The sequence below is a fragment of the Propionispora hippei DSM 15287 genome, assembly GCF_900141835.1.
GTDB classification, from domain to species: domain Bacteria; phylum Bacillota; class Negativicutes; order Propionisporales; family Propionisporaceae; genus Propionispora; species Propionispora hippei.
In genome coordinates, this window is the sequence record NZ_FQZD01000038.1 from 13,086 (window position 1) to 36,185 (window position 23,100).

24 protein-coding genes, 2 riboswitches and 1 other annotated feature are annotated in these 23,100 nt (G+C 51.2%); of the genes, 20 read left to right on the plus strand and 4 right to left on the minus strand.

The features are described from left to right. Positions 1-241: 241 nt before the first annotated feature. The 17 genes from F3H20_RS16175 (at position 242) to aroF (ending at position 16,078) form a co-directional block, all read left to right on the plus strand. The gene (locus F3H20_RS16175; RefSeq protein WP_149735923.1) at positions 242-1,144 is read left to right on the plus strand and encodes a Rossmann-like and DUF2520 domain-containing protein; all 903 of its coding nucleotides are present in this window, start codon (positions 242-244) and stop codon (positions 1,142-1,144) included. Next, positions 1,134-1,970 (plus strand): 3-methyl-2-oxobutanoate hydroxymethyltransferase, encoded by an 837-nt coding sequence (gene panB, locus F3H20_RS16180; RefSeq protein ID WP_149735924.1) that lies wholly within the window; start codon positions 1,134-1,136, stop codon positions 1,968-1,970. Before F3H20_RS16175 ends, panB begins: the two co-directional genes overlap by 11 nt. Positions 1,971-1,985: 15 nt before the next feature. Further along, the gene (gene panC / locus F3H20_RS16185) at positions 1,986-2,843 is read left to right on the plus strand and encodes a pantoate--beta-alanine ligase (protein WP_149735925.1); all 858 of its coding nucleotides are present in this window, start codon (positions 1,986-1,988) and stop codon (positions 2,841-2,843) included. Beyond that, a complete protein-coding gene (panD, locus tag F3H20_RS16190; protein WP_091749315.1) occupies positions 2,834-3,217 on the plus strand; it encodes an aspartate 1-decarboxylase in 384 nt (127 codons plus the stop codon). Before panC ends, panD begins: the two co-directional genes overlap by 10 nt. Positions 3,218-3,563: 346 nt before the next feature. Further along, positions 3,564-4,604 carry an aliphatic sulfonate ABC transporter substrate-binding protein gene (locus F3H20_RS16195; protein WP_149735926.1) on the plus strand — a complete coding sequence of 347 codons (1,041 nt, stop codon included), beginning with the start codon at positions 3,564-3,566 and terminating at the stop codon, positions 4,602-4,604. A gap of 94 nt (positions 4,605-4,698) precedes the next feature. Further along, positions 4,699-5,538, plus strand: a complete 840-nt coding sequence (locus tag F3H20_RS16200) for an ABC transporter ATP-binding protein (RefSeq protein WP_149735927.1) — start codon at positions 4,699-4,701, stop codon at positions 5,536-5,538. Further along, a complete protein-coding gene (locus tag F3H20_RS16205) occupies positions 5,450-6,244 on the plus strand; it encodes an ABC transporter permease (protein WP_188128373.1) in 795 nt (264 codons plus the stop codon). The genes F3H20_RS16200 and F3H20_RS16205 overlap by 89 nt, the downstream gene beginning before the upstream one ends. 193 nt (positions 6,245-6,437) lie before the next feature. Then, entirely contained in the window at positions 6,438-8,129 is a 1,692-nt protein-coding gene (locus tag F3H20_RS16210) for an adenylyl-sulfate reductase subunit alpha (protein WP_149735928.1), read from the plus strand. Further along, complete coding sequence (locus F3H20_RS16215; protein WP_149735929.1) at positions 8,110-8,424, plus strand: 4Fe-4S dicluster domain-containing protein; 315 nt, start codon at positions 8,110-8,112, stop codon at positions 8,422-8,424. The genes F3H20_RS16210 and F3H20_RS16215 overlap by 20 nt, the downstream gene beginning before the upstream one ends. 10 nt (positions 8,425-8,434) lie before the next feature. Then, entirely contained in the window at positions 8,435-9,235 is an 801-nt protein-coding gene (cysD, locus tag F3H20_RS16220) for a sulfate adenylyltransferase subunit CysD (protein ID WP_149735930.1), read from the plus strand. Positions 9,236-9,249: 14 nt separating this feature from the next. Then, a complete protein-coding gene (locus tag F3H20_RS16225; RefSeq protein WP_149735931.1) occupies positions 9,250-10,965 on the plus strand; it encodes a sulfate adenylyltransferase subunit 1 in 1,716 nt (571 codons plus the stop codon). Between the two features lie 77 nt (positions 10,966-11,042). After that, positions 11,043-11,152, plus strand: a riboswitch (TPP riboswitch). Between the two features lie 109 nt (positions 11,153-11,261). After that, positions 11,262-11,462, plus strand: a complete 201-nt coding sequence (gene thiS / locus F3H20_RS16230; protein WP_223191812.1) for a sulfur carrier protein ThiS — start codon at positions 11,262-11,264, stop codon at positions 11,460-11,462. 3 nt (positions 11,463-11,465) lie between these two features. Next, positions 11,466-12,236 carry a thiazole synthase gene (locus F3H20_RS16235; RefSeq protein ID WP_149735932.1) on the plus strand — a complete coding sequence of 257 codons (771 nt, stop codon included), beginning with the start codon at positions 11,466-11,468 and terminating at the stop codon, positions 12,234-12,236. 45 nt (positions 12,237-12,281) lie between these two features. After that, the gene (gene thiH, locus F3H20_RS16240; RefSeq protein ID WP_149735933.1) at positions 12,282-13,382 is read left to right on the plus strand and encodes a 2-iminoacetate synthase ThiH; all 1,101 of its coding nucleotides are present in this window, start codon (positions 12,282-12,284) and stop codon (positions 13,380-13,382) included. A 10-nt stretch (positions 13,383-13,392) separates the two neighbouring features. Next, entirely contained in the window at positions 13,393-14,028 is a 636-nt protein-coding gene (thiF, locus tag F3H20_RS16245) for a sulfur carrier protein ThiS adenylyltransferase ThiF (RefSeq protein WP_149735934.1), read from the plus strand. Then, the gene (thiE, locus tag F3H20_RS16250) at positions 14,015-14,662 is read left to right on the plus strand and encodes a thiamine phosphate synthase (protein ID WP_223191813.1); all 648 of its coding nucleotides are present in this window, start codon (positions 14,015-14,017) and stop codon (positions 14,660-14,662) included. Before thiF ends, thiE begins: the two co-directional genes overlap by 14 nt. Positions 14,663-14,742: 80 nt before the next feature. Then, positions 14,743-15,003 (plus strand) — a binding site (T-box leader). Between the two features lie 58 nt (positions 15,004-15,061). After that, positions 15,062-16,078 carry a 3-deoxy-7-phosphoheptulonate synthase gene (gene aroF / locus F3H20_RS16255; protein WP_149735935.1) on the plus strand — a complete coding sequence of 339 codons (1,017 nt, stop codon included), beginning with the start codon at positions 15,062-15,064 and terminating at the stop codon, positions 16,076-16,078. Here aroF and F3H20_RS16260 read toward each other — a convergent pair. From F3H20_RS16260 to F3H20_RS16275, 4 genes are all read right to left on the minus strand, one after another. Further along, positions 16,071-16,364: a hypothetical protein gene (locus F3H20_RS16260; RefSeq protein ID WP_149735936.1), complete on the minus strand. Its 294-nt coding sequence runs from the start codon at positions 16,362-16,364 to the stop codon at positions 16,071-16,073. The two genes, aroF and F3H20_RS16260, sit on opposite strands and share 8 nt — an antisense overlap. A gap of 185 nt (positions 16,365-16,549) precedes the next feature. Further along, positions 16,550-17,800 (minus strand): ATP-binding protein, encoded by a 1,251-nt coding sequence (locus F3H20_RS16265; protein WP_149735937.1) that lies wholly within the window; start codon positions 17,798-17,800, stop codon positions 16,550-16,552. Positions 17,801-17,819: 19 nt separating this feature from the next. Beyond that, a complete protein-coding gene (locus tag F3H20_RS16270; protein ID WP_149735938.1) occupies positions 17,820-19,055 on the minus strand; it encodes an LL-diaminopimelate aminotransferase in 1,236 nt (411 codons plus the stop codon). 167 nt (positions 19,056-19,222) lie between these two features. Next, positions 19,223-20,629, minus strand: a complete 1,407-nt coding sequence (locus F3H20_RS16275; RefSeq protein ID WP_149735939.1) for an FMN-binding glutamate synthase family protein — start codon at positions 20,627-20,629, stop codon at positions 19,223-19,225. Positions 20,630-21,039: 410 nt separating this feature from the next. Here F3H20_RS16275 and F3H20_RS16280 point away from each other — a divergent pair, with 410 nt between their 5' ends. The 3 genes from F3H20_RS16280 to F3H20_RS16290 all read left to right on the plus strand — a co-directional run. Continuing rightward, entirely contained in the window at positions 21,040-22,086 is a 1,047-nt protein-coding gene (locus F3H20_RS16280) for a type III polyketide synthase (protein WP_223191814.1), read from the plus strand. Continuing rightward, positions 22,080-22,595, plus strand: coding sequence for an isoprenylcysteine carboxyl methyltransferase family protein (locus F3H20_RS16285; protein ID WP_223191815.1), 516 nt, complete (start codon positions 22,080-22,082; stop codon positions 22,593-22,595). Before F3H20_RS16280 ends, F3H20_RS16285 begins: the two co-directional genes overlap by 7 nt. Positions 22,596-22,665: 70 nt before the next feature. After that, positions 22,666-22,765, plus strand: a riboswitch (TPP riboswitch). A 167-nt stretch (positions 22,766-22,932) separates the two neighbouring features. Then, positions 22,933-23,100, plus strand: a 168-nt coding sequence (locus F3H20_RS16290) for a transposase (RefSeq protein WP_149735940.1), incomplete at its 3' end; no start/stop codon positions are given.

Genomic DNA, 23,100 nt, shown 5'->3' on the forward strand with positions numbered 1-23,100 from the left:
ACAGACTGTTCCGGGTGGTATCCTCTGGGAGCTATACTGGCGCAGGCTTTTCGATTATTTTTACAACAGAAAACAATACCGCTTAGAGCCGCAGGGACTGGGACGGAAGGTGAGCAAGGGATAAGTATGCCTTTCGGATGGGTTCCGAAAGGTTTTTTTGTATGGGTAAAAACCGATAGCTCCGGCTGTAACGGTTTTCCCAGATAAGTTGGCGCAAGCGGGATGAAGGCGGGAAGAGTATATGGTAGCAAAAAAGCCGTCCTTCGCGGTGATTGGCGCCGGAAGGGTGGGCAGCGTACTGGCTGCTTATCTGGTGGACAAGGGCTATCCGCTTGTCGGAGTGGGGAGCCGGACCGAACAATCGGCAGCGCGGCTGGGCAACAGGCTAAAGGTACCGTGGTCGACAAATGGAGCGGAAATAGCCAGTAAAGCTGACCTTGTCATTGTTTGCACACCTGACAGCCAGGTAGAGCCGGTTGTGCAGGCCATAGCAGCAAAACGGGGCTTCTGGGCCGGACAATATGTTTTTCATACCAGCGGAGCACTGTCTTTAACACCGCTGGCCGCCGCAGCCGAAATAGGCGCCTTTACCGGATCGCTGCATCCGTTGCAGTCGTTTACCGATGATCCGGAACAGGAACTGCCGGCAGGGACTTATTTCGCCATTGACGGCGGCAAGGAAGCGGCAAGGCTGGCGGCAAGCTTGGTGATCGAGCTGGAGGGAGTAGGCTTCACGGTTCCGGCCGGCGAGCGGGGCAGATATCACGCGGCGGCTTGTATGGCCTCTAATTATCTGGTATCCCTGCTGCATTGTGCGGCCCGTCTGCTGGACGGTTGCGGCTTAACGGAACGGGAGGCGCTGCAGGCGCTGGCTCCCTTACTCAAGGGAACGCTGGACAATGTGAGCCGCCAAGGGACAGGTCCGGCACTGACCGGGCCGATTCGCCGCGGTGATGCCGCTACGGTGCGCCGGCATATGGAGGCACTGCAGGCGGCGGGAGATATAGACAGATTGCTCTTATATCGGGCCTTGGGCCTGTATACCGTACAGATAGCTGAAAGACAGGCAGGTTTTAGTGAGGACGCGAGAAACGAATTAATAACATTGTTGAACAGTAACGGGAGGAATGAAAATGAGCGATAAAAAGATAACAGTAAGCGTGATCCGGGAACGGAAACTGGCGGGACAGGCCATTTCCATGTTGACAGCCTATGATTACAGCATGGCCGTCACCTTGGACCGGGCCGGTGTTGATATGCTGCTGGTCGGCGACTCGCTGGGCAATGTGGTGCTTGGCTATGACTCTACTTTGCCGGTAACTATGGAGGATATGATCCACCATGGCAAGGCTGTCTGCCGCGGCGCCAAACGGGCTTTGGTTGTCGTCGACATGCCGTTTATGTCCTATCAGGTGACCGTCGAGGCTGCGGTGACTAATGCCGGACGGATTATGAAGGAGACGGGAGCCCAGGCGGTAAAAGTGGAAGGCGGCGAGGAGATGGCCGAGGTTGTCAGTGCCATTGTTCGGGCCGGTATTCCGGTGATTGCCCATATCGGTCTAACCCCGCAGTCGGTGCACCAGTTGGGCGGTTTTAAGGTCCAGGGGAAGAGCCAGGCCGCCGCGCAAAAGCTGCTCAATGATGCACGGGTACTGGAAAAGGCGGGAGCCTTTGCTCTGGTTATGGAATGCATTCCGGAAGCTCTGGCCCAAAAAGTGACTCAAGCTTTGCAGATTGCGACGATTGGTATTGGCGCCGGTGCCGGTTGTGACGGACAAGTGCTGGTTATCAATGATTTATTGGGAATGTGCTCAGGCTTTACACCGAGGTTTGTCAAGAAATATGCCAATCTGGAGCGAATGATTAGCGAGTCGGTTACGGCCTATATCCGGGAGATTGGAGAAAAACAGTTTCCCGGGCCGGAACACAGTTTCCAGCTCGCTGAGGTAGAATTGGAAAAGCTTTATTAATAGGAGTGATGCAGCATGCTTATTATAGAATCAATTGCAGATATGCGACAATTTGTCAGACAGGCCTGGGCGGCCGGCAAGACGGTTGGTCTGGTGCCGACCATGGGAGCCCTGCATGAGGGGCATCTTACGTTGATGCGGCAGGCCTGTGCGGCCTGTGATGTGGTTGTGGCCAGTATCTTTGTCAATCCGATCCAGTTTGGGCCGAAAGAGGATTTTGCCGCCTATCCCCGTGATTTGGCCAGTGACAGTGAAAAAGCCGCCGCTGCCGGTGTGGCTGCTATTTTTCACCCGTCGGTGGCGGAAATGTATCCTACAGGTTTCAGCACGTACGTCCGGGTGGAGGGGATTACGGAAAAACTGTGCGGTCGTTCCCGGCCGGGTCATTTTCAGGGAGTGACAACGGTAGTTAATAAATTATTCCACATTGTTCAGCCCGACAAGGCCTTTTTCGGACAGAAGGATGCCCAGCAGGTACTGGTGTTGCAGCGAATGGTTCAGGATTTGAATATGGATGTTTCGTTGGAAGTAGTGCCCATTGTCCGCGAGGCGGACGGTTTGGCAAAAAGCTCCCGCAATGTATACCTGTCGCCAGAGGAACGACAGGCCGCCCTGGTGCTTTCCCGCAGTCTGGCCAAGGCGCAGCAGGCGGTAGCGGCCGGAGAATGCGATGTGGCGGTATTGAGGGAACTGGTCACAGAAGAAATTGCGGCACAGCCGCTGGCCACTGTCGACTATGTCGAGCTGTATGGCTATCCCGGCCTGGAGGATATCGACAGACTAAGTGGCAGGGCGCTATTGGCCCTGGCTGTTAAAATCGGTAGAACCCGGTTGATTGATAATTGTATTTTGGAGGCTAAGGCATGTTTTTAACATCATTGAAAGCAAAAATTCATTGCGCTACGGTAACGGAAGCTAATTTGCAGTATATGGGGAGCGTTACGATTGACGAGGCGCTGCTGGAAGCAGCCGGGATGTATCCCAATGAAAAGGTGCAAATCGTCAACAATAATAACGGCAGCCGGCTGGAAACCTATATAATCAAGGGCCCCCGGGATTCGGGTGTCATTTGCCTGAATGGCGCAGCAGCCCGTTTGGTACAGCCGGGGGACAAGGTCATTATTATCGCCTACGCCATGATGAGTGAGGCTGAATTTCATAGTTTCTCACCTGCTGTGGTTATGGTAGATGGCAATAACCGGCTTGTGGAGGTTCGCCACGGAGAAGTTCACGGGACTACCGGCTGATGTGGTTTTGGACAAATATCCGGTTTTCCTATGGAAAAAGGAATTGACGGAACGCCCAAAGTATATTATGATTTACTCATATATTTTGACTGTATATCACGCTGACTTTGTAGCTAAAGAGGCGTTTATTGTGGTAGGATAGGAAAAACTGAATCATACAGGCCGATTGGATAACCAAAGGCTAAAGAATGTTTTTTTAAGCATTCTTTAGCCTTTTTTATTTTTGTCGATATGAACATAGGTAAGTCGACGACAACGAGACCTTATGAAAAAAGGTCCGTAAAGGAATTGTAATTTCAAAGTTGGTGGACCACAGCAGGTCAGAACAAAAAAGGGAGGATAAAACATGAAGTTTGCAAAAGTGGGAATCATCGCGGGAGTCTTAGCCGGCATGGTGCTTGGTTTGTCAGGCTGCTCCTCGCAGCAAGCCTCGGAAAGCAAGAATGTTAAAGTCCGGATTGCTTTATTTCCTAATATCACCCATTCACAGGGGCTGGTTGGCAAAGGCGAGGGCCGTTTTGAGAAAGCCTTGGGTGAAGGCAATCAGGTGGAATGGAAAATATTTAACGCCGGCCCTTCGGAGATAGAGGCCTTATTTGCCGGTGAAGTGGATATCGGTTATATCGGACCAGGACCTGCCATTACCGGCTATGTTAAATCCAAGGGAGATTTGCAAATTATCGCCGGAGCAACAGATGCCGGTTCCGTGCTGGTTTCACGCAGCGGACTGATTATTAAAGATTTAAAAGAGCTTAGCGGCAAAAGAATTGCGGTGCCGCAATTTGGTAATACCCAGGACTTATCTTTGCGCAATATTCTTTTGGAAAATGGCTTGCAGGACACCACCAAAGGCGGAACAGTTGAGATTCGTCAAGCCGACAATCCGGATATTAAAACGCTGCTGGATCAGGGCGCGGTTGATGCGGCACTGGTGCCTGAACCCTGGGGCACCCGCCTGATTAAAGAAGTAAAGGCCAATCTGGTGCTGGATGAAAAACAAGTTTGGCGAAATGGCAAGTATACTACGGCTGTAGTCATTGCCAGGACTTCCTTTATCAAGGAACATCCTGATTTGGTGGAAAAGTTCCTGCGGACCCATGTGGAATTGACGTCGTATATTAATGAAAATCAGGCTCAGGCCCAGGAAACGCTGAATGACCAGATTAAAGCGATTACGCAGAAACCGCTGGGCAAAGACCTGTTGGCCGATTCGTTTAAGCGCTTAACCGTAACCTACGATCCTCAGAAAGAGTCGGTCATCGGGTTTAGCAAGCTTTCCGCGGCGGCCGGTTTTGTCAAGGAAGAACCGGATTTGAAAAATTTGTTTAACTTTACCATCCTGAATAAAGTGTTAAAAGAAAAAGGGCTGCCGACAGTAGAGGAATAATCACCGGGGCAACCGCTGACTTAATGAGTCTGCCAGGCTGTGCAGTGTGAATAAATCAGTGGTTCCTTCTAAGGCAGTGGGAAGAGGTGAAACAGTGAGTGTTGTCATTAACCATATCAACAAACAGTTTGTTACGGATCATAAGACCGTTCATACGTTAGACGATATTAATCTGGAGTTCAAAGAAGGCGAGTTTATCTGCCTGTTGGGACCGTCAGGCTGCGGTAAATCGACCTTGCTTAATATTATCGCCGGACTGGAAGCGGCAACGGCGGGAAACGTGCTGCTGCAAGGTAAGGAAATTCAAGGCGCCGGTCCCGACCGGGCCGTCATGTTTCAGGAAGCGGCACTGTTCCCCTGGCTGCGGGTCATTGACAATGTGGAATTCGGGATGAAACTGGCCGGTGTGCCGAAACAGGTACGGCGCGAAACGGCGGTCAAATATTTGAAAATGGTGCACCTCACCAGGTTTCAGGATTGTTTTGTCCATGAATTATCAGGCGGTATGAAGCAGCGGGTTGCCCTGGCCAGGGCCTTAACGCTCGACTCGAAAGTATTGTTAATGGATGAACCCTTTGCCGCTCTGGACAGCCAGACCAAAAATATTCTGCAGGCCGAACTGCAGCGTATCTGGTGGGAGACGAAAAAAACCATTCTGTTTGTTACGCATAATGTGGAAGAAGCTGTAGTGCTCGCCGACCGGGTAGTGGTCATGTCGGCTAATCCGGGCCGGATAAAAAAAGAATTCCACATTCAGCTGGCCCGGCCGCGGCTGCCGGAAAGCCTGGATGTTTCCTACTTTGTGACAGATATTCTCCGGGAACTCAAAGAGGAGGTGGAGAAGGTTGCCAAAGCTGAATTCGACAGTGACTGGAATATTAAAAAAGATACTATTTTACCTGATTCTGATAGCAATATGGGAATCGGCTTATAAGCTGGGCGTAGATATATTACACGTTTGGAAACCTTATATTTTCCCTTCGCCGGTGGATGTTCTGAAAACGCTGGCCGGCCTGATTGGCGACAATAGTCTGGGGATTGCCGTGCTGGCCAGCGCCAAGCGAATTTTTATCGGCTATTTGCTGTCCATGGCGCTGGGAATTGTGATCGGTCTGCTGGTGGTCCGGTTTAAGTATCTGGATGAGAATCTTAGCCCTCTTATTTTAGGTATGCAAACGCTGCCAAGCATTTGCTGGCTGCCGTTTGCTATTTTGTGGTATGGACTTAACGAAAGCGCCATTATTTTTGTCATAGCCATAGGTTCTACCTTTGCTGTTGCCATGTCCATCGAATCAGGCATAAAGAACATCAACCCGCTCTATTTGAGAGCCGCCAAAACCATGGGCGCCAAGGGCTTTACCAGCTACAGGTATGTAACTATTCCGGCCAGTCTGCCCAGTCTGATTTCCGGTTTGAAGCAGGGCTGGTCATTCGCCTGGCGGGCGCTGATGGCCGGTGAAATGATGTCGGCCACCAAGGGACTGGGCCAGGTGTTGATGGTTGGACGGGATTTGGCCGATATCAGCCAGGTAATGGCGGTTATGCTGGTCATTATTATTTTAGGCGTTGCCGTCGACAAACTGATTTTCGGCCGCTTGGAAAACAATGTCCGCCAAAGATGGGGACTAAATAAAGCTTAGGGAACCGCTGGTTTAATGAGCATGTCAGCCTGACGAGAGATTTTTTCGGCTGGCAAGGAAGTAAATCGCGGGAATAGCGGTCCCTATTTCAAAGTTTTGCTGACGCAGCCAGACGGAGAAAGATCCGCCAGGCTGTGCAGTGTGAATAAACCAGTGGTTCCCTAACATATACCAAAAGAGAGGACCAGGAAGTATGAAGCTGGAGACAAAGGTGCTACATACCGATGTATTGGTGGTTGGCGGCGGAACGGCAGGTTGTTTTGCCGCATTGACCATGGCCGAGCGGCCGGCCGTCAACGTTCTGATTGCCGAAAAGGCCAATATTAAGCGCAGCGGCTGTCTGGCGGCCGGCGTCAATGCCCTGAATGCTTATATTGTGGAAGGACAAAGCCCGGAAAGTTATCTTGACTATGTCAGGCAGGATGCGGCTAAAGTCATCAGGGAGGATCTGGTATACTCCATGTCCAAGCGGCTCAACGCTGTTACGGCAAAGCTGGAGAAACTGGGTCTGGTCATTCTGAAAGACCGGGACGGAAAATATATGGCCCGCGGCAACCGCAACATTAAGATCAACGGCGAAAATATCAAGGTGCTGTTGGCCGAAGCCGTGGCGGCATCGCCTGGCGTTACTGTTTTAAACCGGTTTTGCGTAACCGATTATATAGTGGATAATGGTGTGGTCACCGGAGCGTACGGGTTTTCGATTACCGAGCCTGTTTTCTATGCCGTTTACGCCAAGGCAGTTATCTGTACCACCGGCGGCGCTGCCGGGTTATACAGACCCAATAATCCCGGCTTTTCCCGCCACAAGATGTGGTACTCCCCGTTTAATACGGGAGCCGGCTATGCGATGGGGATTCGTAAGGGCGCGGAGATGACCACCTTTGAGATGCGCTTTATTGCGCTGCGCTGTAAAGACACCATTGCACCCACCGGGACAATTGCCCAAGGCGTTTGGGCGCCGCAAATCAACAGCCGGGGTGAGGAATATGAAAAGCAGTACGGCGTTCCCAACACATCGCTCAGGCTGTATTCGACCGTGCAGGAAAATCAACAGGGCCGGGGTCCCTGCTATTTGAAAACGGCGGGTATTACTGCCGAACAGGAGCAGGAGCTGTATAAGGCTTATTTAAATATGGCGCCTTCGCAAACGTTGCGCTGGCAGGAGAGCGGCCGGGGGCCGGCCGTGGAGCATGTGGAGATTGAAGGGACGGAGCCTTATATTGTCGGTGGACACACCGGCAGCGGTTATTGGGTGGATACGCGGCGCCGGACAACGCTGCCGGGATTGTACGCTGCCGGCGATGTGGCCGGCGGCAGTCCGCAAAAATATGTGACAGGTTGTCTGGCGGAAGCCGAAATCGCCGCTTTAGCCGTCCTGGAGGATATTCAGGACAAACCGGCTCCTGTCGCCGATTTGGCGGAGATTGACGGGGAACAGGAAAAAATTCTTGCTTGCTTAACCCGGTCGGTCGGCTTATATCAAACGGAACAACTGGAAGAAGCCATGCAGAAAACCATGGATGAATATGCCGGCGGGATTACGGCGGGATATGTATATAACCGGGAAAAACTGCGGGTGGCCCAAGGTCGTATTGAAGAGTTACTGGTCCTGGCAAGGCAGCTTAGTGCCGGCGACATGCATCAACTAATGCATATCCATGAACTGCTTGACCGTCTGTATGTATGCAAAACACTGATTGCTCATTTGGCGGCACGGCAAGAGACACGCTGGCGCGCTTTTCAGGAAAACGCCGATTATCCCTGCCAGGATGACGAACACTGGCTGAAATATGTGAATTCCCGCCAGGAAGCAGGCAAAGTGCGCATTGTGCTGCGGAATATTGTCGAGAAGGATGAGATCTATGAGCATACGGATCAATAAAGATAACTGTATCGGCTGCGGCGGTTGCCGCCAGGTGTGTCCGGGCAGCCTGCTGTATGCTGATGAACAGAGGAAAAGCGAAATCCGCTATCCTCAGGATTGCTGGGGCTGTACTTCCTGCGTCAAGGAATGTCCGGTTGCCGCCATTCAATTTTATCTGGGGGCGGATATCGGCGGCCGCGGCGGTTACCTCTACACCCGATGGGAAAAGAATTATCTCCATTGGGTTATGGTAGGCCCGGATGGTGCGGAAACGGTGATTACCATTGATAAACATAAGGCAAATGCGTATTAAGGAGGCAGTTATGGATCATTTGGATAGTTTAGAGGCACAGAGCATTTATATTTTGCGGGAAGCCTATAAAAAGTTTGGCAAATTGGGTATGTTGTGGTCCATCGGCAAAGATTCGACCGTGTTATTGTGGTTGGCGAAAAAAGCTTTTTTTGGTCATTCGCCTTTCCCGTTTATTCACGTAGATACAACCTATAAAATACCGGAGATGATTGCCTATCGTGACCGGATAGCCAAAGAATATCAATTGGATTTGATTGTGCACACGAACGAGGAGGCGCTGCGGGACGGTATGGGGCCGGATAAGGGACGGCTGGTTTGCTGCAAGGCGCTAAAAACCGACGGACTGCAGCAGGTTGTGACCCAGTATTCCTTTGAAGGGCTGATTCTGGGCATCCGCCGGGATGAAGAAGGGTCCCGGTCCAAAGAAAGAGTGTTCAGCGAACGAAATAAGGATTCGGAATGGGATTATACCAACCAGGCTCCCGAATTATGGGATCAGTTTAAAACCGATTTTCCCAAAGGAAATCATATCCGGGTGCATCCTATTCTCCACTGGAATGAAATTGATATTTGGGCCTATATTGAACGGGAAAATATCCCCTTGGTCGATTTGTATTTTGCCAGAAACGGCAAGCGCTACCGCAGTTTAGGCTGTGCTCCCTGTACCGGACAGATTGATTCCCAGGCAGTGACGGTAGCGCAAATTATTGAAGAACTGAAGCACACTACGGTGAGCGAGCGGGCTGGCCGGGCGCAGGATCAGGAGGATTCCTACGCCATGCAGAAGCTGCGCAAAGACGGTTATATGTAAAGGAGAGAAAACGGATGGTAGCTGCCAGAGAATCATTGAACATCGTCGTAGTGGGACATGTCGATCATGGAAAGTCAACCGTCATTGGCCGGTTGCTGTATGATACCAAATCCCTGCCCGAAGGCGCGATTGAACGGGTGAAGCGGATTTCTCAGGAAAAGGGGAAGCCTTTTGAATACGCCTATTTGCTGGATGCCTTTGAAGAAGAGCAAAAACAGGGCATTACCATAGATACCACGCAATTGCAATTTCATACCGAACAGCGGGATTATGTCATTATTGATGCACCGGGGCATAAGGAATTTTTAAAGAATATGATTTCCGGCGCAGCCAACGCCGAAGCGGCGCTGCTGATTGTAGACGCTAATGAAGGCATTCAGGAGCAATCCAAGCGTCATGGCTATATTCTGTCCCTGCTGGGCATTCAAAAAGTATATGTGCTGATCAATAAAATGGACTTGATCGGCTATTCGGAAGCCATTTATCATCAGATCAAAAAGGAAATGCATGAATTTTTGGGTAACCTTCAGGTATATCCCTTGAAATACATTCCCGTATCGGCGTTTTGGGGTGAGAATATTACGCTGCATTCGGAAAAAATGTCCTGGTACAAGGGAGAGCCACTGTTGACTGCCCTGGATTTGTTTGAAAAGGATCGCGGACTGGAAGACAAAGCGCTGCGGTTTCCCATCCAGGATGTTTACAAGTTTGATCACCGGCGCATTATTGCCGGGCGGATTGAAGCGGGGACCTTGCGGGAAGGCGATGAAATTGTTGTCGTTCCCGGCCGTAAAACGACCCGGATCAAAACCATCGAGTACTGGGCGGAGCGGGATAAGACCAAGCATTCCCAGGCCGGCATGTCGGTAGGGATCACTGTGGAAGATGAGTTTTTTAACCAGCGCGGTGAAATGATTGTTCATAAGGAGGATATTCCGCTTATTGCCAATACCTTTAAGGCCAATATTTTCTGGATGGGCAAAAGGCCTTTGCAAAAGGGACAGGAATATAAGCTGAAGCTAGTCACCCAGGAGGTGGAGTGCGAGATATATTCCATTACCAAAGTAGTTGATGCTACAACGCTGGCAGCTACGGAAGACGCCGGTCAGGTGAATACCAACGATGTGGCGGAAGTGATTATCCGGACGAAGCGGGAAATCTGTTTTGACGAATTCCGGAACAATCCGGTCACCGGGCGGTTTGTGCTGGTTGACGGCTACGAGACATGCGGCGGCGGAATTGTATCCGGTTTGGTGGAGGGCCTCAAGGCAGGAAGCTCGTTGGTAAAACAGGATAAGGAATTGATCGTCGGCTGCTTTGATGAATACTATTATATTCTCTCGGAAAATCGGCTGGAACGTTTGCCGCGTAAAGCCCATAACTTCCATGTGGGCGATGTACTGCCGATTACAGGAGACAGCTATGAATATCCGCAGGACTTTGATTTGATGGATGCCAGCGGGGGCCTGGCCGCTAAGGTGCGCAATGCCAAGCTGCAGACGCTGGTGTCGTTGGCGGAATATACCTATAGCGGGGTGCCTGTCCTCAATCCGCAGGGCTTTTATGTCCGGGTGGCGTCGGTCGAAGATCTGGCCTTATTTCGGCAGGAATACGCCGCTGCAGGCGGTCCGTCCGGTGCTGTGGTGAATAAGTGGCTTTCCTTCGGCAAGTTCCGGGAAGTCCGTTTCCTGCCGTCCCGGCAGACGCTGGAAGTTGAATACCATATTTAATTATATTTTGGCACAATTATTTTGGTCCCGTTATTGACGGCAGAGGGCGGAGGGGTTACAATCAAATTATAATTTCATAAAATTGCCGAGGGAGCTCATGTTATGGGCTGAGAGTGGACTAGTAAGCACCTTACCTCTAAACCTGATCGGGATAATGCCCGCGTAGGAAGTGTATGAATTGGTTATGCATGACGCGCTATCGTTCCGGTAGCGCGTTTTTTGTTTATGCCTGCCTGCGTTGTCGGCAACATATTCTGTCCGGGGCAGTTTGCACATCATTCCGGGAGGTGAATAGGTTGCAGATTACAGTTAACGGAAAACCGTTCGTTCTTACTGCGCCAATGACGATCAGTGACTTCATAGAAAGCCGTCAGTTGAATCCGGCCACGATTGTCATTGAATTCAATGGGGCCGTTGTCGCATCAGATAGCTGGCCGTCGCTAAGTATGCAGGAGAATGACAAACTGGAAATCATTACTTTTGTGGGGGGAGGCTGAACGATGAAGGATGTATTGGAAATCGGCGGACAATTATTACAGAGCCGGTTGTTTTTGGGAACAGGAAAGTTTTCGGCTAATGCTGTTATTCCTGAGGTGGTCGCTGCCTGCGGCGCACAGGTGGTGACTGTCGCCTTACGGCGGATTGATCTGCAATATCCGGAAGAAAATGTGGCGTCCTATATTCCTCAGGGCTGTATCATCATGCCAAATACTTCCGGTGCGAGAAATGCCGCCGAGGCTGTTCGCATTGCCCGTCTGGCGCAGGCCGCCGGCTATGGAAACTGGATCAAGGTGGAAGTGATTGCCGATAACCGGTATTTGCTGCCGGACAATTATGAAACCATCAAGACGACAGAGACTTTAGCGGCTGAGGGCTTTATCGTCCTGCCCTACATGTCACCCGATTTGGCGGCCGCCAAACGGATGGTTGAAGCCGGGGCGGCAGCCGTAATGCCTTTAGGAGCGCCTATCGGCAGCAACCGCGGCTTAAAGACGAAGGAACTAATCAGGATTTTGATCGAAGAGCTACCGGTGCCTGTGATTGTCGATGCCGGACTGGGCCGTCCCTCGGAAGCAGCCGAGGCCATGGAACTGGGCGCGGCTGCCGTTCTTGTTAATACTGCCATTGCCACCGCCGGAGAGCCTGTTTTGATGGGCAGTGCGTTCAGGCAGGCCGTGGAAGCAGGCCGCAAGGGGTATTTGGCCCGACCTGGCGCTATCCGCCGTGAAGGGACCGCTTCTTCGCCGCTGACCGGGTTTTTACAGGAGTAGTTTGATCAGCATCATTTAGCCCAAGCTTTGTCAGGAGGAGAGCCTATGAGTTTCTATGGGGAACTGAAACGGTATGACTGCTTTGATTTTGACGGATATTTTTCGCGGCTCACGGCAGCCAATGTGGAGCAGGTGCTGCATAAGGAGCGGCTGCAGGTCCTGGATTATCTAACCCTGTTGTCGCCCCAGGCGGAAGGATTTCTGGAAAGCATGGCGCAAAAAGCCAGCAGGCTGACCATCCAGCATTTTGGCAAGACCATGCTTTTGTATACGCCGCTGTACTTGTCCAATTATTGTACCAATCAGTGCTTATACTGTGGATTTAATACGAAGAATATTTTGCACCGGAAAAAGCTTTCGCTGAATGAGGTGGCGACAGAGGCCGAAGCCATTGCCCGGACCGGCTTGAAGCACATTATTATTTTGACGGGTGATTGCACTAAAGAATCGCCGGTAACCTATATTGCGGATTGCGTGAAAGTATTGAAAGACTATTTTTCTTCCATCAGCATGGAAATCTACGCCCTGACTTGTGAGGAATACGAACAGTTGGCCGCAGTTGGCGTGGATGGTGTTACGCTTTATCAGGAGGTATATGCCCCCCTGCTTTACGCAGAACTTCATCCGGCAGGACCCAAACGGAACTTCCAATTTCGTTTGGACGCACCGGAACGGGCCTGCGCCGCCGGCTTGCGTTCGGTCAATATCGGTGCGCTGCTGGGGCTTAATGAATGGCGGCGGGAAGCTTTTCTGACCGGTGTGCATGCCGATTATTTGCAAGCCCGGTACCCCGCCACCGAGATCAGCATTTCACCACCCCGTATGCGCCCCCATGCCGGCGGTTATCCGCCCAAGGCGCTGGTTACCGATAAGAACCTGGTTCAGTACATACTGGCCTACCGGTTGTTTATGCCGCATGGCGGGCTGACTCTTTCCACGCGGGAGAGCGCTGTGCTCCGTGACCATCTGGTAGGCCTGGGGGTGACGAAAATGTCGGCAGGTTCCTGCACCGCTGTGGGCGGACGGACCGATAAGGGCGAAACAGGACAGTTTGAGATTTCCGATGAGCGGACGGTGGCCCAGGTGGCGGCCATGCTGTACCAGAAGGGATACCAACCGTTATATAAAGACTGGCAGTTATTGTGAGGAGTAGAGGATGAACAGGTTAGATGAGGCGCTTACCGCTTATGTGGGACCGGCATTGCTGCAATATATGAAAACCGTGCGGATTGGAATTGCCGGAGCTGGCGGTCTTGGCTCTAATTGTGCGGCTATGCTTGTCAGGAGCGGATTTAGCCGTTTAACAGTCGTAGATTTTGATCAAGTAGAATACAAGAATCTCAACAGGCAGTTTTATTTTCAGCATCAGATCGGAAAAAGCAAAGTAGAGGCTTTGCGGGATAACCTGCTGGCTATTTCTTCCGGCCTGGAATTGACAATGCTGCCTGTACGGATCGAACAGCATAATGTGGCCGCTATATTCAAGGACTGCGAGGTCATTGTCGAAGCCCTTGACCGGGCGGATTATAAAAAGCTGTTGGTTGAGGCGTATCTCGCCAGCGGAAAGTTTATGGTAGCGGCCTCGGGTTTGGCCGGCTGGGGCGACAGTGACCGGATACGGGTTCACCGGCTCAAAGATACCTTTTATCTGGTGGGAGATTTGGTTTCCGGTATCGGCGAGGCATTGCCGCCAATGGCGCCCTGTGTTACGATAGCGGCCGCCAAACAGGCGGATTTAATTGTGCAGTATGCAGTCGAACGGGTAAAGGGAGATGGCGATGATGAGAAGTAAAATGGAGAATTTTTTGGCCGGCGGTATTTATGGATTAACGGCGGCCGAATATTCACTGGGGCGGTCCAACACAGAGGTGGTTGACTTATTGATTGCCGCTGGAATTAAGGTGATTCAATACCGGGAAAAGTATAAAAAGGCCGGAGCTATGTTTGAGGAATGCCGCTATATCCGGGAAAGAACCCGGCTGGCCGGGGTTACGTTTATCGTTAACGATTTTGTCGATTTAGCACTGGCCGCCGGTGCCGACGGAGTTCACCTCGGACAGGAGGACTTACCGCCGCAGGAAGTCCGGAAGCTGGTAGGCAATGACATGCTGATTGGCTTGTCCACTCATTCGCCGGAACAGGCCGATGCCGCCGTTAAGCTGGACGTTGATTACATCGGTGTGGGACCTATTTTCCCCACCCATACCAAAACCGACGTATGTGCGGCGGTGGGACTTGAGTATTTGGACTATGTCGTTAGACAGAGTAAGCTGCCGTTTGTTGCTATCGGTGGCATAAAGGAAGGCAATGTGTTGTCGGTCAGCCACAGGGGAGCTCGAATGATTGCCATGGTGACCGAAATTGTCGGAGCGGCGGATATTGTAAGCAAGGTAGCGCAAATCAGGCGAAACATAGTCCGTGACTAAGCGTGAACGATTGTAAAAGAGATACAAAAAAATGCTTGAAAATCATTGCAATATGTGGTAAATTATATATAATTTCATTTCGAAAAGTTATGAAGAGGAAAAGTAGGTATATGGCAGTGGTTACAGAGAGCCAGGGTAAGATGAGAGCCTGGTACACCGTATATGCTGAAGTTCGCCTCGGAGCTGCACGCTGAATTCCTTAGTAAGGATGGTAGGTGGTGACGGAAACCTTCCCCGTTAGCAAAGAAGGCAGGTATCGGCAATTGGCCCGTACTTGACAAAGTGATCTGCTTTCAGCAGGTAACAAAGGTGGTACCGCGAGCACAGTTCTCGTCCTTTTAGAGGATGAGAACTTTTTGTTTTGTGCAAAATAATTTATATTAAGGGGAGATTAGGCACATGGTAATTGTAATGAATTCTAAAGCAACGCGAGAACAAATACAGCATATTGTTGAACGGATTGAGGCAGCCGGGCTGCAGGCCCATTTGGTCGACGGTGAATTCCGTACGATTATTGGCATTATTGGCGATAAAAAAGCAATCATGTCACTGCCGATAGAAGCCTTTGAGGGAGTGGACAAAGCATTGCCGGTTACTTCGAGCTATAAGCTGGTCAGCCGGGAGTTTCATCCCGAGCCGACGGTGGTTGATGTTGACGGTGTGAAGATCGGTGACGGTTCTCTGGTGGTTATGGCCGGTCCCTGCGCCGTGGAAAGCCGGGAGCAGCTATTGGAAGCCGCCCAAATTGTCCGTGCCGCCGGTGCTCAGTTCTTGCGGGGCGGCGCTTATAAACCCCGGACATCGCCATATGCCTTCCAGGGTCTGGAACAGGAAGGTCTTGAGTATTTAGCCGAGGCGCGGGCGCTTACAGGGCTGAAAGTTGTTACGGAAGTGACCAATATTCATGCTATTGAAACGGTTAGCCGGTATGCCGATATGCTGCAAATAGGTGCCCGCAATATGCAAAACTTTCATTTATTAAAAGAAATAGGCCGTTCCGGTAAGCCTGTACTTTTGAAACGCGGTCTTGCGGCTACTTATGATGAATGGCTCCATGCCGCCGAATATATTGTCAATGAAGGCAATCCCAATGTGGTATTTTGCGAGCGCGGCATCCGGACCTTTGAGACCTATACGCGCAATACGCTGGATTTGGGCGCTATTGGTGTCATCAAGCGGTTAAGTCATTTGCCGATTATTGTTGATCCCAGTCATGGAACCGGAAAATGGCATATGGTTAAATCGATGAGCATGGCGGCTGTGGCAGCTGGTGCCGACGGACTCATGATTGAGGTGCACCCGGACCCGGAACGGGCTTTGTCCGACGGACCGCAATCCTTGAATCCGTTTAACTATGCCTCGCTTATGGCCGATGTGCGTGAATTGGCTGTATTCCTGCGCAAACAGGCTATGTAGGGTCTCCTTCTTTCAAGGGTATGTTTCGTTCCTGAGCCAATTGACGAATCTGTTCGCGCAGTTCGTCAAAGTTTCGCTGGATAAGCTGGTTGTTGGCCAGGTTGAGCGGTTGGTTTAGGTTGGATTGGCTTTGCCGCTGTGAGGCGATAGCCAGGATGACACCGCCGATAGCGACGACGTAGTTGCCGATGGTTTCCAGTTCGTCGCCGTCCTGGTCTTCCGTGGCCAGCAGTGTAATAATTGCCATGGTCAGTATAAGGTATTTTGGATTTACTTCGCGAAACATGTGCATCCCCCCTCATAGTGTATGCAACTGGCCATGGCTTGCTGCCGGGCGTGTTTTGATATTTTGTATAAGAAAAGAACCCGTGTTGAGGCTCCATCTCAACACGGGTTCTTTTTGGTATACAGGAAACGTACGTTGCGGCTGGTAATATTTGGGCGTGGCTGCGCAATCTTTTAGATAGCAGGCTATTTTGCGGCGCGGTTACTTAATAAGTGATTAATGAATTGCTGCGCTGTACGGCCTGAGCGTCCCGAATGGGAAAACTCCCATTGCAAGGCTGCTGTACGCAGCTCATCCGGAGGAAGTTGCACTCCCTGTTTACGGGCTAACTCGCTGACGATGGTTAAGTATTCCTGCTGACTTGGCGCCACAAAACTCAGGATAATACCAAAGCGGTCGGACAGGGAGATTTTTTCGTTAACGGCGTCAGCCCGGTGCAACTCGTCCATATTTTCACTGCGGTCACTCCAGGTTTCCTTGATTAAATGGCGCCGGTTAGAGGTGACGTAAATCAGCACGTTGTCCGGTTTGGCCTCCAGGCCGCCTTCGATGACCGATTTCAAATACTTGTATTCGACCTCAAACTCTTCAAATGACAGGTCGTCGAGGAAAATAATGAAACGCTGGCGATAGCCGCGGAGTAGCTCCATAAGTTTCGGCAGTGATGTAAGCTGGCTTTTGGCAACCTCTACCAAACGTAAGCCGTTGGCAAAGTATTCATTGGCCAGAGCCTTCACTGAGGAGGATTTACCGGTGCCTCTGGCACCGGACAGCAGGACATGATTGGCCGGCCGCCCGGTCAGGAAAGCTTGGGTATTATTGACCAGCGTTGTTTTTTGCCGGTCATAGCCGACGATATCGGCCAGACGGATGGTGTCATAATGCTTAATTCCTGTCAGGCCGGTTGCTTCCTGCCAACGGAAGGCGGCGTATTCCGCCATATCTCCGTAGCCATATTGCGTATAGTAGGAAATTAACAGCGTGGCAGCCTGTTCCGGTGTAGCGGATACGGAAAGAAAGCCGGGCTCCAGCAAGCGGTATGGGCTAGGCGCAGCCGGGGGAAAGGTGGGAACAAAGCGTTCAATCAACTGGTTTTGACGTCCGGCCGGCAACTCGGCGGCGAAAAATTTCTGCAGCAGTCCAAGATCATGCAACCAGGCTTTTTGCAGGCTTTCGCCCAGCGTGCCGCCGGTTTTTTGTAAGGTCACACTTACGATATTCTTATCGTGAGCCAGCAGATAGAGCAGGTACTGCTTTATCAGGTCGCCCTGCAGCGAAAGCGCTTCGGCGTTGCCGATTAATTCTCCATACCAGGCGGCCTGCTCGGCCGGTGTGGCCGCTGCCGAGCAGATGGTCGGCAATTGCCGGATGATGTTGTCTTCCAACACTTTGCGGTAAATAATCAATTCCTGTAATTGGGAAATAGGCGTAACCATAGCGATAACCTCGTGGTAATTAGACTTTTAAACGGGTTTTGATTCTTTCCACCGCTTCCAGCGTGTTTTCCTGATTGCCGAAGGCAGTTAAGCGGAAGTAACCTTGACCGGCGGGACCGAAGCCGGAGCCGGGAGTTCCTACCAGATGGGCTTCGGTTAGCAGCTTGTCGAAAAAGGCCCAGGAATCCATGCCATTAGGGGCCTTCAGCCAAATATAAGGTGCATTGACGCCACCGTATACTTCCAGGCCGATGCTGGCAAGGCCTTCGCGGATTACTTTGGCGTTGGCCATGTAGTAGTTGATCAGGACTTTAATCTCTTGTTGGCCCTGGGGAGAGTAGACAGCTTCGGCGCCTTTTTGAATTATGTAAGGCGTACCGTTGAACTTGGTCGTCTGCCGTCTGTTCCACAGCTTGTTCAGCGGATACAACTCACCGGCAGCGGTAAGGGCTTTGACGGTTTTCGGCACGACAGTGAAGGCGCAGCGGGTACCGGTAAAGCCGGCGTTTTTGGAGAAGGAACGGAACTCAATAGCTACGTCCTTGGCGCCTTCGATTTCATAGATGCTGTGCGGAATGCCTTCCTCCTGGATATAGGCTTCATAGGCCGCGTCGTATAAGATAATCGAGTTGTGTTTTTTGGCATAATCCACCCAGACTTTCAGCTCGTCTTTCGTCAGGGTGGTGCCGGTAGGATTGTTAGGCATGCATATGTAAATAAGATCGACCTTTTCTGACGGAAGCTGGGGGACGAATTTGTTTTCCGCATTGCAGGTCAGATACACTACACTGCCGAATCGGCCGTCCTGGCCAAGTGCGCCGGTTCTTCCTGCCATGACATTGGTATCCAGGTAGACCGGATATACCGGATCGGTGATGGCCACTCTGTTTTCCAGGCCGAAAATCTCCTGAATGTTGCCGACATCGCTTTTGGAACCGTCGCTGACAAAGACTTCGTCTATATCAAGCTGGATGCCGCGCGGATTGTAGTCGGTCTGAATAATTTTTTCTATCAGAAATTGATAGCCCTGTTCCGGACCGTAGCCTCTGAACGTATTTTCATTAGCCATTTCATCTACAGCGGCATGCAAGCCGGTAATAACCGACTGCGGCAAAGGACGGGTTACGTCGCCGATGCCTAAGCGGATTACATTGGCCGACGGGTTTTCTTCTTTAAATTTAGCAACTCTTCTTGCTATTTCGGCAAACAGATAACTGCCGGGAAGTTTTAAATAGTTTTCGTTTATAGTAGCCATACAGTAACTCCTTTCCAAAATACAGCAATACTCTATATATTATACTATAAAAGAGCAGAACTACGCATTAGTTATGTCAAAAAAGTTAAGCTCTGCCACAGAAAGAAAACGGCAGAGCTTATTGCGTCACTTAAAACATAGGGACTGTTTTTAGGGCTGATGAGGTACTAGTGCAGGGTAGGTGCGACCGTTTCGGTGGCGGTGTGGCTGCCGGCATATTCATCCAGTTCGGCGATCTGTTTTTTGCGGCTCTGACCGGCGTAGCGGATACCGGTCCATTCGGCCAGCTCCCGGTCGATGGTTACCAGATCCTCAAGGCACAGCTCTTTGCAGGAGTGTTTTCCCAGAGCCTGGACGGCCAGCTTCATTTCCTGCGTGCAGGAGGTAAGAAACTGAAATAGGTGGCGGGCTGCCTGATCAATGTCCAGCTTATCATTCATTTTTCCGCTATATAAGGCGAGTTGGGAAGGAGGCGCCTGCGGGACGACCTTGAGTGCCTGGGTGTGCATGGCAGCCATCAGGGCAATGGTGCCGATATAGACGGCATCCGCCCCCAACGCCAGTGCTTTTAGAAAATGTCCGGGAGTTGTCAGGCCGCCGGCAATAATCAGGCTGAACCGGTCACGCAGCTTATTTTCCTTCAGCCATTGTACCGTCCGGACCAGAGAATGAAGAGTTGGCAGCCCCAGATCATCCTGCAGGGTAGGCGGTGCGGCAGAAGTGCCGCCTTCTGCGCCGTCAATGACGATGTAATCGGCTTGCGTTTGGGCAATGACTGCCAGTTCATATTCCAGGTAATCAGTTCCGGCAATTTTTACACCGATGGGAACATCGTACTGGGACTTCATAGAATCAATCATAGTGATGTAGTCCTTAGTGGAGCTTTTGCCAGGCATCCGGGAGTAAATGGTGGCAGGGCTTTTTTCATGCTCCAACTGCCAGGTTTTTTGCAGGTGCTCGTCTTTGGGAATGGTGATGGGTTCTTCGACAGCGCCGCCCCAGGCGCCCTGGCCAAGCTGGATTTCAATGGCGTCTAGCTGACTAAGCTGTTCCTGACCGCTGAGAAAGCCGCCACGGTGATATTGGCCGATCAAAAACCGGGCCGCCTTTCTTTCCTCCGGCGTAACGGCTGACTCACCGGTATTGGTGGATGTTCCCGCCAGGGCCGCGCCCTGAGCCAGAGCTTCCTTCATCGCCAGGCTTAAAGAGCCGCCATAGGACATGCCGGTAATCATGATCGGTATGTCCAGCAGCAGCGGTTTTTTCGCAGTTGGTCCGATTACCGTCTTGGTGCTTACTTCTTTCAGGCTGGCGGTTGGCAGGGAAAAAAGCTGCCGCGGATTGAGCAGGATGTCCTGCCAGGGAGAACGTACAACCGGGCTGCCCAGCGGTCTTGACAGTACGGTGCCCGATTCGGCCCGCATGGCCGCTTCGATGGCTGCCCGGGGAGTGAGCTTTTCCAAAGCGGTAACCAATAGGAAAGGATTGTCTTCATAAGCCTCGGTCATCATTTTTACCATGGCTTCATCCATGACCGGGTCCAGCATTTTCATTGCCAGTAAACTAAGCAGCATAACGCGGCCTCCTTTAATACAAGCAGTTTAGGCGTGTTGACATAAGTGTTCACTGTAATCCCCATCTTCCGGCGTATTTTCCGTTGTACTGCCTTAAATTTCTTCGAAATACCTTCGTATTTCTGCGGAAATTGCCTTGTCCGGCAAAAAAACCGCTCGAAGTCTGGGCAACTCAACTCGTGCCAACACGCCCTAAATTAGTTTCTAGTATCCCCACCTGGGTTAAATCTATAAGCTGCCGGTAAAGTTTTACGAAAGTCTGGCTCTTTTTGGCATATATATACACTGTTACGGTTGCTGGGAAGGGACGCGACTTCGCATGCGGCGGCCATTGCCGGCCTGCGCGAGGGGGTAAGGCCGGTTTGTTGAGGGGATTCGCCGGCTAACTAGTAAAGTGAGGGCGTGATGATGTGAGTGGGGCCAGAATCATGGCAGTAGGTACGGCAGTGCCGCCATATTGTGTCAGGCAGGAAGAAGTTAAAGCATTGGTAGCCGGTGTATTTAAAGAAAGAATGAGCCGCTTAGATAAGCTGCTTACGGTATTCGATAATACGGGGATTGAAACCCGGCATTTGGTATGTCCACTGGAGTGGTATACGGTTCCTCATAGCTTTGCCGAGGCCAATGCTTTATATCAAATCCAGGCCTTGGAACTGGCCGAACAAGCGGCCCGGGCAGCCATTCAGCAGGCCGGCGCCGGACCTGGTGATATTGGTGCCGTTTTTTTTATTTCCTCTACCGGTATTGCTACACCGACGCTGGATACAAAACTACTGTCCCGGTTGGGCCTGTCCCGGCATACCGTCCGTTTGCCGCTTTGGGGGCTTGGCTGTGCCGGTGGAGCAGCCGGTCTGGCGCGAGCCGGGGAATATGTAAAAGCGCTGTCGGGGAAATTGGTGCTGCTGGTAGCTGTGGAATTATGCAGTCTAACTTTTCAGCATGGCGACGCATCTAAGGCCAATGTCGTCGGAACAGGGCTTTTTTCAGATGGTGCCGCCGCTGTTGTGCTGGGAGCAACAGGGCGTGGCCCGCTGATGTTCGACAGCTATAGCACGTTATTTGACAATACCGCTGCGATTATGGGCTGGGATGTAGTGGAATCGGGCTTTAAGGTGCGTTTTTCCCGCGACATTCCTTCGCTCATCAGGGAAAGGCTGCCTGAGGTGATAGAACAGGCCTGTTGCTATTGGGGCGTGGAAAAGGAAAAGATCAAGCATTATCTTGTTCATCCCGGCGGGGTAAAAGTGCTGCAGGCCTATGAAGACAGTCTGGCTTTGGCACCGGAGACTTTCCGCCTGGCTTACGAGGTATTGGCCCGCTATGGCAATATGTCCAGTGTGTCCATTTGCTTTGTATTAGCGGAATTTTTGCGCAAAACGGAACCGGCTGGCCAGTATGGTATATTGCTATCCATGGGACCCGGGTTTTGCGCCGAGCAGGTGTTGTTCCAGTGGTAGCGGTAAGTTTTTATCTATTGCTGGGCTGCCTGGTTTTCCAGCGTCTGGGAGAATTGCTGCTGGCCCGGCGAAACCAGGCCTGGTTGCTCAAACAGGGGGCAAGGGAATTCGGTAAAAAGCATTATCCGTTGTTCTTTTTGCTGCATATAGCCTGGTTTAGCTGTCTGCTTAGCGAAAGTCTGTATAACGGACCGGTGCTGCACACCCGTTGGTATATATGGGGCGCAGGGCTGGCTGTGGCTCAGGTTCTCCGGTATTGGTGCATGGGGAGTTTGGGACACTATTGGAATACCAGGATTTTGATCGTGCCGGGAGCGGCGCGGATACGGCGCGGCCCTTATCGCTATGTGCCGCATCCCAATTATGTGGCGGTCTGTCTGGAATTATTCTGTATTCCCATGATCTTTGACGCTATGGTAACGGCCCTGCTATTTTCCCTACTCAATCTTATTTTGCTGGTAGGCGTCCGGATTCCGGCTGAGAACAAGGCTTTGCGGCTGTTGCAATAAAAGGGGGAAAAAGTAGCTGGACAAAGAAAGTAAAATGCATTACAATTTTTATAGACAATCACATACGACACAACATAGCTGGGGGCGCCGTGCGGCTGAGAGGAATGATTTCCGACCCTTGGAACCTGATGTGGTTAGCACCACCGTAGGGATAGCTTAGAACGATGAAATGACGGGCTGCTCTAGGCAGCCCGTTTTTTATTGCGTAAGCGAATACCACATGCTATGCATGTGGTTCCAAAAAGCTTATAGCTATACGTCGAAAAAAACAGCCTCTTTTGTTAGAATAAATGCAGGTTTGCCGACCGCATAACTCTAAACAAAGGAGGCGCATCCAATGGATGATACTAAGAGTTTAGCACATAGTAAATGGCGGTGCAAATATCATATAGTATTTGCACCAAAATATCGTAGACAGGTGATATATGGAAAAATAAAAGCGGATATAGGAGTGATCTTAAGGAAGCTGTGTGAGTACAAAGGTGTGGAAATTTTAGAAGCTAAC

Bases quoted from the DNA above. Each gene is read 5' to 3' on its own strand.
- F3H20_RS16175 (WP_149735923.1), top strand. From the start codon at position 242: ATGGTAGCAAAAAAGCCGTCCTTCGCGGTGATTGGCGCCGGAAGGGTG.
- panB (WP_149735924.1), top strand. From the start codon at position 1,134: ATGAGCGATAAAAAGATAACAGTAAGCGTGATCCGGGAACGGAAACTG.
- panC (WP_149735925.1), top strand. From the start codon at position 1,986: ATGCTTATTATAGAATCAATTGCAGATATGCGACAATTTGTCAGACAG.
- panD (WP_091749315.1), top strand. From the start codon at position 2,834: ATGTTTTTAACATCATTGAAAGCAAAAATTCATTGCGCTACGGTAACG.
- F3H20_RS16195 (WP_149735926.1), top strand. From the start codon at position 3,564: ATGAAGTTTGCAAAAGTGGGAATCATCGCGGGAGTCTTAGCCGGCATG.
- F3H20_RS16210 (WP_149735928.1), top strand. From the start codon at position 6,438: ATGAAGCTGGAGACAAAGGTGCTACATACCGATGTATTGGTGGTTGGC.
- F3H20_RS16215 (WP_149735929.1), top strand. From the start codon at position 8,110: ATGAGCATACGGATCAATAAAGATAACTGTATCGGCTGCGGCGGTTGC.
- cysD (WP_149735930.1), top strand. From the start codon at position 8,435: ATGGATCATTTGGATAGTTTAGAGGCACAGAGCATTTATATTTTGCGG.
- F3H20_RS16225 (WP_149735931.1), top strand. From the start codon at position 9,250: ATGGTAGCTGCCAGAGAATCATTGAACATCGTCGTAGTGGGACATGTC.
- F3H20_RS16235 (WP_149735932.1), top strand. From the start codon at position 11,466: ATGAAGGATGTATTGGAAATCGGCGGACAATTATTACAGAGCCGGTTG.
- thiH (WP_149735933.1), top strand. From the start codon at position 12,282: ATGAGTTTCTATGGGGAACTGAAACGGTATGACTGCTTTGATTTTGAC.
- thiF (WP_149735934.1), top strand. From the start codon at position 13,393: ATGAACAGGTTAGATGAGGCGCTTACCGCTTATGTGGGACCGGCATTG.
- thiE (WP_223191813.1), top strand. From the start codon at position 14,015: ATGATGAGAAGTAAAATGGAGAATTTTTTGGCCGGCGGTATTTATGGA.
- aroF (WP_149735935.1), top strand. From the start codon at position 15,062: ATGGTAATTGTAATGAATTCTAAAGCAACGCGAGAACAAATACAGCAT.
- F3H20_RS16260 (WP_149735936.1), bottom strand. From the start codon at position 16,364: ATGTTTCGCGAAGTAAATCCAAAATACCTTATACTGACCATGGCAATT.
- F3H20_RS16265 (WP_149735937.1), bottom strand. From the start codon at position 17,800: ATGGTTACGCCTATTTCCCAATTACAGGAATTGATTATTTACCGCAAA.
- F3H20_RS16270 (WP_149735938.1), bottom strand. From the start codon at position 19,055: ATGGCTACTATAAACGAAAACTATTTAAAACTTCCCGGCAGTTATCTG.
- F3H20_RS16275 (WP_149735939.1), bottom strand. From the start codon at position 20,629: ATGCTGCTTAGTTTACTGGCAATGAAAATGCTGGACCCGGTCATGGAT.